Below are 12,294 nucleotides of genomic sequence, written 5' to 3'. Positions count from 1 at the left end.
AACCTCCCCAGGGCAGGGGTCCCGGCGGGATTCTCAGTCACGTGACCCTTCGCTCGCGCCCCGACCGCGCCATCCGCCGGACCGTACTCGTCCTCGGGGCGGTCGGCCTGACCGTCATTGCCGCCGGCGCTGCTCTCAACGTTCTGTGGCTGCTCGGTATCGGTGTCTGGGCGGTCATCGCGGCGATGCTGATCGAGCTCGTGTACCGGCCGTAGTTAGTCGCCGACGTCACGGCTACGGAAGTCGTCCAGGGTCTCGCGCCGGACCAGCACCCGGGCCGCTCCGTCGTGGACCGCGATGACCGGTGGACGGCCGACCAGGTTGTACCCGGAGGCCATGGACAACTGGTATGCGCCCGCCACGGGGACGGCGAGCAGGTCACCGGGGTGGATGTCGCCGGGCAACTCCACGTCGGCGGCGAGGATGTCGCCCGCCTCGCAGTGGCGGCCCACGACCGTGGCCGTACAGGCTCCGGCCGTGGAGTGCCGGCCGACGAGCCGGGGCGCATAGCGCACCCCGTACAGGGCGGGCCGCGGGTTGTCGCTCATGCCGCCGTCCACCGCGACGAACACCTTCTCGCCCGTGTGCTTGACGGCGAGCACCCCGTACAAGGCGACCCCGGCCGGCCCGGCGATGGCGCGGCCGGGCTCGATGATGAGGCGGGGGACGCTCATCCCTACGGTGGCGCAGCTCGCGGCCAGCTCGGTACGGAGCATGCGCGCCAGCGCGGTGAGGTCGAGGGCGGGCTCGCCCGGCCGGTAGGCGATGCCGTGGCCGCCGCCCATGTCCAGTTCGGGCAGGACGACGCCGTGGGACGCGCGGATGTCGGCCATCAGGTTCACCATGCGGCGCACCGCCACCTGGTAGGCGTCGATGGTGGCGATCTGGGAGCCGATGTGGCAGTGCAGGCCGGTCAGTTGGAGCTGCGGCTGGCTCAGGATCTTGGCGATGGCGTGCTGGGCGCCCCCGTCGGTGAGGGACAGGCCGAACTTCTGGTCGTCGGTGCCGGTGCGGATCTTGTCGTGGCCGCCGGCCGAGACGCCCGGCACGACGCGCACCATGACCTTCTGGCGCCCCTCAGGGCCTACGACGGCGGCGATCCGGGCTATCTCGGACGGGCTGTCGATGACGATCCGCCCCACGCCGAGCCGCAGCGCCACCTCCAGGTCGCGGGGCGACTTGGCATTGCCGTGCAGCACGATGCGCTCGGGCGGGAAGCCCGCGGTGACGGCGAGTTCCAGCTCCCCGGCGGAGCAGACGTCCAGGCCGAGGCCCTCCTCCCGGACCCAGCGCACCATCGCGCGGGAGAGGAACGCCTTGGCGGCGTACAGCACGTCGCCGGTGGTGTCAGGGAAGGCGTCCCGGTAGGCGCGGCAGCGTTCCCGGACCTCGCCCTCGTCCAGTACGTAGGCCGGGGTGTCGAACCGCTCGGCGATATCCGTCAGCGAGACCCCGCCGACGGCCAGGCCTCCGTGCGGGAGCGGAATGGTGGAGGCGGGCCATATGGACAGTTCATCGGCGCCGGCCGCTATCTCCGGGAGCGTGGTGATGGTCATGGCGTGACCCACTTCAGGCTGTCCGGACGATGGGCTCGCCCGCCTGCGGAACAGGGGCAGGGGCTGTGACCGGAGAGGTCGGCATTGCCGCAGTGACCGCGGGAGCGGTGAGGGTCGGGTCGACGGTCAGCAGCAAGGCTCCGAGCGGTTCGGCCAGCGAGCGGAGCGCGGCCGCAGAGAGCCGGATCCAGGGCTGCTCCGTGCCGAGGGTGGCGGTCAGCCGCTCCGCAGTGGTGAAGCCGACGGCGGTGCGAGCACCCAGCGGGGTGCGGAACAGGCGCACGACCACCTGTGCGATTCCCGGCCGTGCCGGTACGTACAGGGTCGGGAGCCCGGCCGGGACGTGTTCTTCAGGCTCCGGGTCGTCGTCTTCGTACTGGAACAAACACATGGGGCCCTCCCAGAGGAACCACGAGTGGCAGTGGAGGCCCCGGATGCGGGGAGGCGGTCCGGGGCACGACATCGAAGCTATCCCCGCCTCCTGGCACCTGTGGTCACCCCCTGACGCGACCTTGACGGCTACCGGTCGAGTCCATACGGATCACTGACGGTGGGCGGCCGGGCGCCGTCAGAAACCCGTCATGGTTTCCGGTTCCCGCGTAAGGAGGCCGTCAGTAACCACCCCCGCCGTCACAGCGGGGCCTTTCATGGAATCCGGCCGACGGAGAAGTGAGGGAAGTGGCTGTGCCAAGAGTCGTGGTCGGAGTGAGCGGATCCCCGGGCAGTCTCGCCGTACTGCATCGCGCAGCCGCCGAAGCCCGCGTGCGCGATGCGGAGCTGCGGGTCGTCATGGCGTGGCAGGCCCCGGGCGGCGAACTCGGAAGCCGCAGTTCGTGCAACGTGTCCGCACTCGCGCAATGCCGTGCCGCCACCGTCGAGCGGCTGCGCGAGGTCCTGAACACGGCCTTCGCATCGGAGCGGCCAGGCGTGGCCCTCGCCGGCCTGACCGTGCGGGCGACACCGGGTGCGGCCCTCGTGGACACGGCCCGCTCCGACGACCTCCTCGTGGTGGGCACCGGATCACGTACCCCGCTGCGTCGCCTCATCCGGCCCTCGGTGGCCCGCTACTGCCTCGCGCACGCCGCCTGCCCGGTGCTGACCGTCCCGCCTTCCCCGCTCCTGGCGGAGCTGGACGCCGCACACCGCCGCAACCTGTGGCACCTGCCCCTGGACGCGCGCGAGTTGACCCAGTGAGCCCGCCGCCGGGCACCGAGGACACCCAGTGGGCCGGCGAAGCCAGGGCAGCGGTCGGCATCGCGGCCGGCTTCCCGCTGCTGCTCGTGGGCGTGGACACTGCGGGGGGCTTCGTCAGCATGCTCCGGGCCTCGCTGTGGATCGGCCTTGGCCTCGTACTCCTCGCAGTCCTGTGGCCCGCCAAGGTCTCGGCGGCCCCCGGGCTGCTCACGGCCCGCGGCCTGGTCCGCCGCCACCACGTCCACACCGACAGGCTCGCCTCGGTGGCCTGGCACAACGGGATCGCCCAGCGGCTGCTCCTCGAGGACCTCGACGGCAACCGCGCCGAGGTGGACCCCCGCGTCTTCGTAGCCAATCCAGCTCTGTGGCACGTCCTGGACCGGGACATCCGAGCCAGCCTGAGCCACGGAACCATGCGCGACGGCCGACAGGCCCTCCGGCAACTCTCGCGTCTCATCGACGGCGAAGCGTCCCGTACCGTCTTCAAGATCTCCGGCCTGGGATAGCCGACGGGTCTCCAGCGCATTGGCTTCCATGGAAATGGTGTTGGTGGGCGGGGCCTGCCCGGCCGGTGCTCCTGAGGTGAAGTCACCACGGCTCGACGGCTGTCGGCTGCCGCTATTTGTGCGTCCTCACGTGCTGGAGAATCAGCTCGGCCAGCTCTTGCGGGTGTTGCTCCGGAATCCAGTGGGTGGCTTCTTCCAGCCGGTGAAAAGTGTAGGCGCCGACTACTCCCTTGGCCGTCAAGCAAGCAGCCTTCGCACTCACCGTGCTGTCCGCGGTGCCCCACACGTACAGGGTTGCAGGAATCACCGGCTTTGCTGCCCACCCGTAGGGGGCGTCGAGCAGGAGGGCTCGGTACCAGTTGAGGGCGCCGGTCATCAACGCCCGATCGTTGGCGAAGGCCCGCGCGTACTTGGTGGCGGTGCGGTCCTCCAGGCCCAACTTGCGAAGCCATCTGCTGCCAAGCTGCGCTTTGTTGCGGGTCAGCAGCCACTCAGGCAGTCGCGGGATCTGGAAGAACAGCAGGTACCAGGAGAGGAGCAGCTGTTTGCTGGTCAGCAGGGTCTGGGCGAGAGCACGGGGGTGCGGAGTCGCCACTGCTGTCAGGGTGGCAACGCGCTCGGAGTGCCGGTCCGCAAGGTACCAAGCCACGCCGCCTCCCCAGTCGTGACCTACGATGTGGGCGCGCTCCAACCCGGCTGCGTCCAGGAGCGAGAGTACGTCTGCGCTCAGTTCCCGCAGCCGGTATGCGGCGACCTGTTTCGGCCGGGCGGTGGCCACGTATCCGCGCTGGAACGGTACGAGGACCCGGTATCCGGCTGCGGCCAGGACTTTGGCCGTTGGCTTCCAACTCTGCGCGTCGGCCGGGAAACCGTGCAAGAGGACTACCGCTTCCCCGTCGCCTGGTCCGAACTCGAGGAGCGGAAATTTCATACCTGCCGATGTGAAGCTGTCCATGCTCTCCTACTCGGTCGATGCCACGCAGCGCAGAGGAACGGCGCTATCGATGAACCGCTGCATCGGACGGACACCGCAGTGCCCTGTCAGGTTGCCGAGAATTTCGTCCACCCTGAGTAATTGGCGTACATAGACGCCGTCCGTGAACAACGGGCCGAACACGTCCAGCCATACCCGACGTCCCAGCAGATCCACACCTGGCGGGCGCCACAGCCGGGCCATGAGCGCCGTGGTTACCCAGCGGGCCTGGGGGGGTTCCAGCAGTACCTTGGCTGCCTCCCGGTAGAAGCGCATGTGCCGTGCTTCCTGTCGGGCGATGCACTCCAACAGCTCCTGGAGCGCCGGATCCCCGACCCTTTTCCCAATGTGCCGGTACGTCGTGAGGGCGATGTACTCCTGCATGGAGCCGAGTGTGCAGTAGACGGCTTCCAGGTGTGGGACCAGCCACCCCGACACGTAGAGTGCCGGCCAGGTCGCCGCGGACCGGAGGTCCCGCAGGGCGGGGCGCGTCCACGGCTGTGCCACGCGAGTCCGCAGCATCCCGGAGGCCGCCTGAAGAGCACGACCGTGCTCGGCCTCTTCTGCAAGCCAGAGAACGTTGAATTGCTTGATGGGGTTGCTGCGGTCGGCTCGCGTCGCGGCGAGCTTGCGGCGCATGACCGCCGAGTCTGCTTCGATCAGACTCAGAGCGGACAACATACGTCCGTGTTCCACGTCCCGGCCTACTTCAATCTTGGCGCATAACTCGCGCCACTGCACTGGGCCCCACGATCGTGAATAGTTGTCGAAAAGATCCGCCAGGCGATCCTCATGGCCACGAAGCATGCTTCCCCCTCGCGCAGCCGCCGTTTAGTACCACAGGATTACGAGAGCGTATACACCGCTAGCGGTTGCCATCAATTGAAGAACAGCGAGGAGGACATCTCGGGGCCGATTGAAGGGCATCGAATTAATTGCGGAAACCCTCCGGATGCGCTGAACGATCGCCTCGCATTCAGTGTGATAGCGGTGGTCCGCCTCCAGTGCGCTTCTGTTGTCCTCGACGCGTCGAAGATAGAGCCCGAGCCTGACAGTCTCCCGCCCCCTGAACTCGACGATTCCACGACGCGTCAGGAGCGGGGGGAGTCCCAGGTAGAAGGGAAGCGTGAGCACCCATTGGCCAAGAATGGGCAGGAGCACCCACACCCCGATGGGCTGAGGCAGCGAAATGGATACCAGAACCAGGCAAAACCCGTGAAGGAGAATGGCCGTGTAGGTGGGAAGGAGGACGCCGCGCGCCTCGGCCCAGCCGTGGTATCCATCGCGGTTGTAGACGTCTGCCTTATAGCGCAGCGTTTTCCTGAGTCTCCACAACGCCACGAGAACGCGACTGCCGGCCAGGTTCATGATGAGGATGAAGTAGATGCCGAGTGCACCGATGCTCCAGTACAGGATCGAGCTTGCCGGCGCGGCCGTCCAGCTCGCCCACCAGTGGGCGTACACCTGCCCTCCCCAGTCATTCCCGCCCTTCGCGGGAGAACCGAAGATGCTGTACACGCCCAGCTTGCTCTCGGCGATCACCACGAGAAGCACGCATACGGCCGACACCCCTAGTACCACCTTCGCCGAACGCCCTAGGCGGCGCAGGTAGCTGTTCGCCGTAGCCACCTCCGCTTGGATGGCCGCACGATCGGCGAGAGTGGGGGTCTCCAGCGCCCCGCTGCGCACCATTGAGACAAGGAGAACCTCAAGAGAGCTCCATTGGCGGAACGCAATATACGGGGTGGCGGTGAGTGCAAGGATGACGAAGATGGAGGGCACATCGCGCAGAAGGGGGAAATTGGTGCTGGCTGCGACCTCTTTGGCGCATTTGAGCTTTCCCATGTGAAATAGAGTGGCTGCGTCACGGCATATCTGCCCATCTATGTTCGGCATGGAAAGTCGGCCGTAGATGGCGGAAAGGATTAGTGCCAGAATCACGCTCGCGGGGGCGGCGATGAACAGCCAGCTGGTGCGCCACCCATAGGTGCGGAAGCGAGCCAAGACGAAGGGTTCTGATTGGAATATCTCGAACCGATACCCGTCAACGGGTGGCGAGGGGGCCACGCATGTCCTCCACTATGCCGTGTTCAGCACATGCAAAACACAATGATAGCTGGCTAGTAGACCGCGCCGTGGCTCGCACGTCAAGCTTGCTGCAAAATTCCGCGAACATTAGTTCGCTGTGCTGGCGTCTTCCTGATATCGGCGCCGCGTGCCTCTATCGGGCGGCCGCGGAGGGCGGCACTCTGGACGAGCCCGTCGTCGCCGCCCGGCCTACGGAACGGTGCCGGGCGCACGAACTGTCGGGACGGACGTAGCCGAGCGCGATCAGCTCGGCCGAACCCGGAGCTTCGCATCTCAGACTCCGGCCTTGGGGACCACCGGGGCGCCCATGGCGAAGGCCACCGTGCGCGTACTCGTACGCCTGCCACCGCGGGCGCGGGCGTGTGGGGGCGGAAGGCGGCAGGGGTGGGGACGGGGGCGCGGTGGTCGGAGGGGCGTTCGCTCGGGAAGCTGCCACATCCGCTGAGAAGGCCGGGTGACCTTCTCCACCTGGCCTGTGCTGCGGGGATAGCGGTGGGTAACCGTTCGGGATGCGCAGGGGTGGGGGTGCTGTTTCGCTGGTGGCATCCGCTCTCCCCCCAGATCCCAGGAGTGATCATGAGCGTTGCAGGCGAGTCCGGCAGCCGTGCCAAGCAGATGCGTGACCAGGCGGAGAAGATCGAGCAGGCCGCGGAGCGTGCCACCGACCCGGCGGAACGCCAACGGCTGAAGGACAAGGCCCGCCGGATCTTGGACCAGAGCAAGAAGGAGAGCGAGCGGGGCAGCGGGGACGTCGACCCCATGTGACGACCCTGCACCTGTACCGGCCGGTGGCTGCCCGCGCGATCCTCTCTGCGTGAGCCAGACGCCGGCCGGTGCTTTTCGTCCAGCGCCTACAGCGGACGGTAGTCGTCGCGGTCCGGGCCCGGCGCGCTCGCGGTGAGCGGTAGCCTGACCCAGGTGCTGCCGCGGCGGGAGCCGGTGGTGTTTCCGCACCAGGTCGGTGTGCTGCCCGTGCGGGCGGGCTGCTTTCAGGGCCGTGCCGCGGTGTCGGCGCTGAGGGAGGCGGTGGCGGGCGGGGGCACAGCGGTGGTGTGCCAGGTCCTGGCCGGGATGGGCGGGATCGGCAAGACTCAGCTCGCCGCCGACCGCGCCCGCCACGCCTGGAGCAACGACGAAGTCGACCTCCTGGTGTGGGTCACCGCCGCCACCCGCCACGCCGTCATCGACGCCTACACCCAGGCTGCCGTGGACGTCCTCGCCGCCGTCGCCGACGACCTCGGACATCTGCCGCTCGCGCTGTCCCGGGCCGCCGTGTACCTCACCGACACCCACCTGGACGCCGCCACCTACCGCACCCGCCTCGCCGACCGCCAACTGCCCGACCTGCTCCCCGAACCCGGGGCCCTGCCCGATGACCAGCCGAGCACCGTGGCCGCGGCCTGGTCCCTGTCCCTGGACCGTGCCGACCAGCTCCGCCCCGCAGGCCTGGCCCGCCCCATGCTCCAGCTCACCGCCATGCTCGACCCAAACGGCATCCCCGAAGAGGTCCTGACGCGTGACCAGGCTCTTGCCCACCTTGCCGCCCACCGGACCACCCCGAGCGGCGACAGCCCCGGCGCGCTTCGGGCCCTGCACCGCCTGAGCCTGGTCGGCCACACCCCCGACACCCCGCACCGGGCCGTGCGCGTCCACCAGCTCATCCAACGCGCCATACGCGACCCACTCGCCCCCGACCAGCAGGACCAACTCGCGCGCACCGCCGCTGACGCCCTGACCGCCGCCTGGCCCGACCCCGAACGCGACACCGACCTCGCCCAGGTTCTCCGTGCCAACACCACCGCCCTGACTTCCTGCGCAGGGGACGCCCTGTACCGGCCCGACGCCCATGTGGTGCTGGACCGAAACGGTCGAAGCCTCGGCGAGGCCGGCCAAGTGGCCGCTGCCATCGACCACTTCCACCACCTCACCGACACCGCCGACCACCACCTGGGCCCGGACCACCCCGACACCCTCGCCGCCCGGCCCGACCTCGTCTGGTGGCGGGGGAAGGCAGTTCGAGTTGCCTCCCTCCCTGCGGGGAGGGACGCTTGAAGGGAGCTGCGGCCCACGGCCGGGCCCCACGCCTTCTTGGTCCCGTTGCGGTGGCGCGAACGCGGCAGGGACCCGGACCCGTGATTCTGCATGCCGCTTTCCTGCGATGTCCGACCTGGGGGCCGGATGGCGAGAGTCCCGCGCGGCGTGGTCGATGCGCGCGGCCGACAAGCCGTCGTACACGATAACGAAGGCGCTCTGATGGCCTTGGACCTGCAATGCGGCGTGCTGCTGTGGCGCCACGGGCCCAGTCTGAGGCCGTGCGCTCTGCTCGCCGGTTCGGTCGTGGCCCTGCGCATCGGTTCGTCGCCGACGCTGGTGGTCGTGGTGCTCGATGCCGCGACCGGTGAGGAACGCTGGGCGTCGGAGCCGGTGGACCTGCCGCCATGGGCTCGTTGCACCCTCAACGACACCCGCGAATTCACCCTGCGCGCCGAGACGGAAGAACGTGCCGTGGTGCTCTACTGGGTTGCCCGGAGCTGGTACGGCGGTGGCGCCGCACCGAGCGCACAGGTTCTGAAGGAATCGACGCGCGAGGCACACGGCGCCCTGCGGGTCGATGCGGTGGGCCCTTCGGTGGAGGTGCTGTCGGTGGCGGAGGCCGAGCCGGAGCCGGCTGACGCCGATGTGCCCCCCTTCGTACCACCGGCGGCTCCCCCACCACAGCCGGCCGCCGATGTGCTCGACCAGAGCCAAGTCGGCGACATGCGCGTGGAGCTCGCCCTTCACCCCGACTCCGGCGCCATCGTCCTGAGGGCAGTGGATCCCCTCACTGCCGCGGTCAAGTGGGAGGTGGAACTGGACCACGCGACAACGCGACGGGCGCCCAAGCTTCCGCCCTAGCCGCACCCACACACGTTCTCATCTCAGACAGTGGTGCATCATGACCATCTCTGACGAACAACTGGCCCAGTCGAAGCACATTAGCGTCGAGCAGGTGCAGTTGCTGTGCGAAGCCCGGGGTACGACGAACGAGACCCTTGAGGCACTGCCCGAAGCCGCAGTGCGGCGGGCACTGCGCAGTCTCGACTACCCCGACCTGCCCACGTCTCGTGGGCTCTTCCGCCTCAAGCAGGAGCGCAGCGACGACGGAAATGTCCAACCGCACGCTCTGGGAACGGCCTACGAGCAGGGGATGGCTCTGCTGAGTGACGGGGCCCCACCGGTCACCGCCGGCGTCCCGACCGGCTCGAACGGTCAAGGGCACCCGGGAGGACCGGCCCCGACGGCGGGGGTGCGGCCGGCCAACTGGGTATGGCTCGGTCCCGGAAACATCGGCGGGCGAACGCGCGGCCTTGTGATCCACCCGGTCCAACCAGACAGGATGTGGGCCGTGAGCGCCGGCGGCGGCGTGTGGCACACCGGGGACGGCGGCGCGCAGTGGGATCCCGCCGACGACTTCCTGGAGAACCTCGCGTGCTCCTGCATCACGATGGACCCCTCCGACACGTCCACGATGTACGTGGGGACGGGCGAGGCGTTCCAAAATCTCGACGCCATCCGGGGCAACGGCATCTTCCTCACGACCGACGCGGTGAGCTGGAATCCGATCGTGGCCACCCAGACCCCGGACTTCCAGTTCGTGAGCCGGATCGCGGTGTCGCGGTCCGGGGAGGTTGTCCTCGCGGCCACCTCCACAGGCCTCTTCCGCAGCGCCGATCCCGCGCGGGCAACCTGGACGAACGTGCTGACCAACCCGCTCGGTGACGTCAGATTCGATCCGCAGGACAGCAGCAAGGCGGTCGCCGGGGCGCTGCAGGACGGTGCGGCCTGGTTCAGCCGGGACGGCGGACTCACCTGGGACCTTGCGATCAACGGGCCGTGGAACGGCCGGGTCGAGCTCGCCTACGCGGAGCGGGACCCGGACATCGTCTATGCGTCGGTTCAGATGACCACCGGCCAGATCTGGAGGTCGCGGGACGGCGGCGAGACCTACCAGAGCAGGACGATACTGACCCCGGGCGGCCTCCCGGCGGACTACCTGGGCAGGCAGGGCTGGTACGACAACACTATCTGGGCCGGGGATCCGACCGACGCGGACCTGGTGCTGGTCGGCGGCGTCAACCTGTGGCGCAGCACCGACGGCGGCGACCACCTGGCCGAGATCAGCACCTGGTGGGAACCTGGCTCGGCCCACGCCGACCAGCACACCATCGTCTCGCACCCTTCCTACGACGGGGTCAGCAACCGAACGGTGTTCTTCGGCAACGATGGCGGGGTGTTCAAGGCGGAAGACCTGGCGGATGTCGGAAACGAGCCGCAGCCTCCGTTCGTGAACGGCTGGACCGAGCTGGTGAACAACTACGGCGTCACCCAGTTCTACAGCGGCGCGGGCCACCCCGGCAGCGGAAAGATCATCGGCGGAGCGCAGGACAACGGCTCGCTCACCTTCGACCCGGCGCTCGGCACCCAGGACTGGCAGACGTTCTTCGGCGGGGACGGCGGCTGGTGCGCCTCCGACCCGACCGACCCCGACGTCTTCTACGGCGAATACGTCTTCCTGAACATCCACCGCAACACCGATGGCGCCACCACCGACGACACCCAGGGTGATCGCTACATCAGCGGCCAGTTCCTCAACCCCGCGACAGGCGAGTGGGACTGGAAACAGGTGCCGTTCCGCATCACGGATGCGAAGAACGAGGACGCGCTCTTCATCGCACCGTTCGTGCTCGATCCGAACGACGAGAACCGGATCCTCGCGGGCGGGATGTCACTGTGGCGGACGAACAACGCCAAGCAGCCCAACACCTTCACCACCGGGCCGACATGGAAGGCGATCAAGCCCAACGCCGGCACGGAGATCAGCGCGATCGCGGTAGCGCGCGGCGACTCCGACGTGGTGTGGGTGGGCCACGCGAAAGGTCTGATCTTCCGCACCACCGATGGCACCACGACGACACCCACCTGGGAGCGGGTCGGCGCGACGGGCCCGAACCCGCTGACGCCACGGCGCTTCTGCACCTGTATCACCATCCACCCGACGGACCCGGGCACCGTCTACGTGGCGTTCGGCGGATATGAGAGCGGCAACCTGTGGGTGACCACGAACGGCGGGGCGCACTGGACCAACCTCGCCACCGCGCTCCCCTTCGCCCCGGTACGGGCCGTGGCGGTACATCCGCGGCGGACGGAGCTGCTCTACTGCGGTACCGAGGTCGGGCTGTTCGCCAGCGAGGACGCCGGCGCGAGCTGGTCGCCTACGAACGAGGGCCCGACCAACTGCTCGGTCGACGACCTGTTCTGGATGGACGAGACGCTGGTCTGTGTGACGCACGGCCGCGGGATGTTCCAGATCGACCTGTCGATGGTCCCGTAGTGCAACCGGGCGGGCCCCTGGTGCAAGAGGGGGCATCCTGCTGACTTTGCGGTCCGACGGACTGAGGAGCACTGATGGAGCCATTTCTGCTTCCAGTAGTGTTCTTGGCTGTGGCTGCCGCATTCACACTGTCCGCTTCGGCCGGGTTCGGCGGCAGCTTGATTCTTGTTCCCACCCTGGCGCTCGTACTCGGCACCAAGTCCGGGGTGGCGCTGGCGGCACTGCTTCTTGGCGCCAACAACCTGGTCAAGGTCTTCGCCTACCGGGCGACGCTCCCGTTCCGCAAGGCCCTCGTCGTGATCGTCCTGGTCGCGGCAGGGTCCTTCCTAGGGGCCAAGTTGCTGGTTTCTGCACCCGAACGGGCTGTGACCCTCGCGGTCATCGCCGGCTTCGCAGCCGCGTTCCTGCTCGAAACGCTCGATCTCACCCGCTGGCGGCGGGCCGGTTCCCCGGTGATGGCGTTCGCCGCGGGTGCGACGTCCGGATTCAGCGGTACGTCCGGACCCCTTAAGAGCTCGTAACAGGATCTTGGTGAGATGTCCTGGTCAGCCGTGACCGGTGTGACGATTCGGCCGTTCGGGATGGTGTGAGTACTCGGCCGTGGAT

General features: G+C 68.4%; 13 protein-coding genes. 8 read left to right on the top strand and 5 right to left on the bottom strand.

The features are described 5' to 3' along the window. Positions 1–41: 41 nt before the first annotated feature. A complete protein-coding gene (locus ACFWBW_RS13330; RefSeq protein WP_385371408.1) occupies positions 42–215 on the top strand; it encodes a hypothetical protein in 174 nt (57 codons plus the stop codon). Here ACFWBW_RS13330 and lysA read toward each other — a convergent pair whose 3' ends face one another. Together lysA and ACFWBW_RS13320 are read right to left on the bottom strand one after the other, a co-directional pair. Beyond that, the gene (gene lysA, locus ACFWBW_RS13325) at positions 216–1,556 is read right to left on the bottom strand and encodes a diaminopimelate decarboxylase (RefSeq protein WP_385371405.1); all 1,341 of its coding nucleotides are present in this window, start codon (positions 1,554–1,556) and stop codon (positions 216–218) included. A 13-nt stretch (positions 1,557–1,569) separates the two neighbouring features. Next, positions 1,570–1,947 (bottom strand): SAV_915 family protein, encoded by a 378-nt coding sequence (locus ACFWBW_RS13320; protein WP_385371402.1) that lies wholly within the window; start codon positions 1,945–1,947, stop codon positions 1,570–1,572. Between the two features lie 287 nt (positions 1,948–2,234). Between ACFWBW_RS13320 and ACFWBW_RS13315 the strand changes: the two genes are divergently transcribed. Beyond that, on the top strand, positions 2,235–2,750 hold the full coding sequence (locus ACFWBW_RS13315) for a universal stress protein (protein ID WP_385371399.1): 516 nt from the start codon (positions 2,235–2,237) through the stop codon (positions 2,748–2,750). Then, positions 2,747–3,256 (top strand): hypothetical protein, encoded by a 510-nt coding sequence (locus ACFWBW_RS13310; protein ID WP_385371396.1) that lies wholly within the window; start codon positions 2,747–2,749, stop codon positions 3,254–3,256. Before ACFWBW_RS13315 ends, ACFWBW_RS13310 begins: the two co-directional genes overlap by 4 nt. Positions 3,257–3,368: 112 nt before the next feature. Here ACFWBW_RS13310 and ACFWBW_RS13305 read toward each other — a convergent pair whose 3' ends face one another. The 3 genes from ACFWBW_RS13305 to ACFWBW_RS13295 all read right to left on the bottom strand — a co-directional run bounded on the left by ACFWBW_RS13305 (position 3,369) and on the right by ACFWBW_RS13295 (position 6,074). Next, entirely contained in the window at positions 3,369–4,211 is an 843-nt protein-coding gene (locus ACFWBW_RS13305; protein WP_385371393.1) for an alpha/beta fold hydrolase, read from the bottom strand. A gap of 6 nt (positions 4,212–4,217) precedes the next feature. Further along, positions 4,218–4,925 carry an acyl-ACP desaturase gene (locus ACFWBW_RS13300; protein WP_385371390.1) on the bottom strand — a complete coding sequence of 236 codons (708 nt, stop codon included), beginning with the start codon at positions 4,923–4,925 and terminating at the stop codon, positions 4,218–4,220. Positions 4,926–5,060: 135 nt separating this feature from the next. Then, positions 5,061–6,074, bottom strand: coding sequence for a hypothetical protein (locus ACFWBW_RS13295; RefSeq protein WP_385371387.1), 1,014 nt, complete (start codon positions 6,072–6,074; stop codon positions 5,061–5,063). Between the two features lie 819 nt (positions 6,075–6,893). On the opposite strand from ACFWBW_RS13295, the gene ACFWBW_RS13290 reads away from it, so the two are divergent. The 5 genes from ACFWBW_RS13290 to ACFWBW_RS13270 all read left to right on the top strand — a co-directional run bounded on the left by ACFWBW_RS13290 (position 6,894) and on the right by ACFWBW_RS13270 (position 12,209). Then, complete coding sequence (locus tag ACFWBW_RS13290; protein ID WP_385371384.1) at positions 6,894–7,082, top strand: DUF6381 family protein; 189 nt, start codon at positions 6,894–6,896, stop codon at positions 7,080–7,082. 132 nt (positions 7,083–7,214) lie between these two features. Further along, positions 7,215–8,369 (top strand): hypothetical protein, encoded by a 1,155-nt coding sequence (locus tag ACFWBW_RS13285; RefSeq protein WP_385371381.1) that lies wholly within the window; start codon positions 7,215–7,217, stop codon positions 8,367–8,369. Between the two features lie 201 nt (positions 8,370–8,570). Continuing rightward, complete coding sequence (locus ACFWBW_RS13280) at positions 8,571–9,212, top strand: hypothetical protein (RefSeq protein ID WP_385371379.1); 642 nt, start codon at positions 8,571–8,573, stop codon at positions 9,210–9,212. A gap of 40 nt (positions 9,213–9,252) precedes the next feature. Further along, on the top strand, positions 9,253–11,688 hold the full coding sequence (locus tag ACFWBW_RS13275) for a WD40/YVTN/BNR-like repeat-containing protein (protein WP_385371376.1): 2,436 nt from the start codon (positions 9,253–9,255) through the stop codon (positions 11,686–11,688). A gap of 74 nt (positions 11,689–11,762) precedes the next feature. Then, complete coding sequence (locus ACFWBW_RS13270; protein ID WP_385371373.1) at positions 11,763–12,209, top strand: TSUP family transporter; 447 nt, start codon at positions 11,763–11,765, stop codon at positions 12,207–12,209. The last annotated feature ends 85 nt before the right edge of the window (positions 12,210–12,294 follow it).

The sequence above is a fragment of the Streptomyces sp. NPDC059957 genome (assembly GCF_042730015.1).
Lineage (GTDB): Bacteria > Actinomycetota > Actinomycetes > Streptomycetales > Streptomycetaceae > Streptomyces.
This window is presented reverse-complemented; position numbering and strand designations above follow the sequence as displayed.

What these genes read in the sequence shown, in the direction of transcription:
- lysA (WP_385371405.1), bottom strand. Translation starts at nt 1,556, where the DNA reads ATGACCATCACCACGCTCCCGGAGATAGCGGCCGGCGCCGATGAACTG.
- ACFWBW_RS13320 (WP_385371402.1), bottom strand. Translation starts at nt 1,947, where the DNA reads ATGTGTTTGTTCCAGTACGAAGACGACGACCCGGAGCCTGAAGAACAC.
- ACFWBW_RS13305 (WP_385371393.1), bottom strand. Translation starts at nt 4,211, where the DNA reads ATGGACAGCTTCACATCGGCAGGTATGAAATTTCCGCTCCTCGAGTTC.
- ACFWBW_RS13295 (WP_385371387.1), bottom strand. Translation starts at nt 6,074, where the DNA reads ATGGGAAAGCTCAAATGCGCCAAAGAGGTCGCAGCCAGCACCAATTTC.
- ACFWBW_RS13290 (WP_385371384.1), top strand. Translation starts at nt 6,894, where the DNA reads ATGAGCGTTGCAGGCGAGTCCGGCAGCCGTGCCAAGCAGATGCGTGAC.
- ACFWBW_RS13280 (WP_385371379.1), top strand. Translation starts at nt 8,571, where the DNA reads ATGGCCTTGGACCTGCAATGCGGCGTGCTGCTGTGGCGCCACGGGCCC.
- ACFWBW_RS13275 (WP_385371376.1), top strand. Translation starts at nt 9,253, where the DNA reads ATGACCATCTCTGACGAACAACTGGCCCAGTCGAAGCACATTAGCGTC.
- ACFWBW_RS13270 (WP_385371373.1), top strand. Translation starts at nt 11,763, where the DNA reads ATGGAGCCATTTCTGCTTCCAGTAGTGTTCTTGGCTGTGGCTGCCGCA.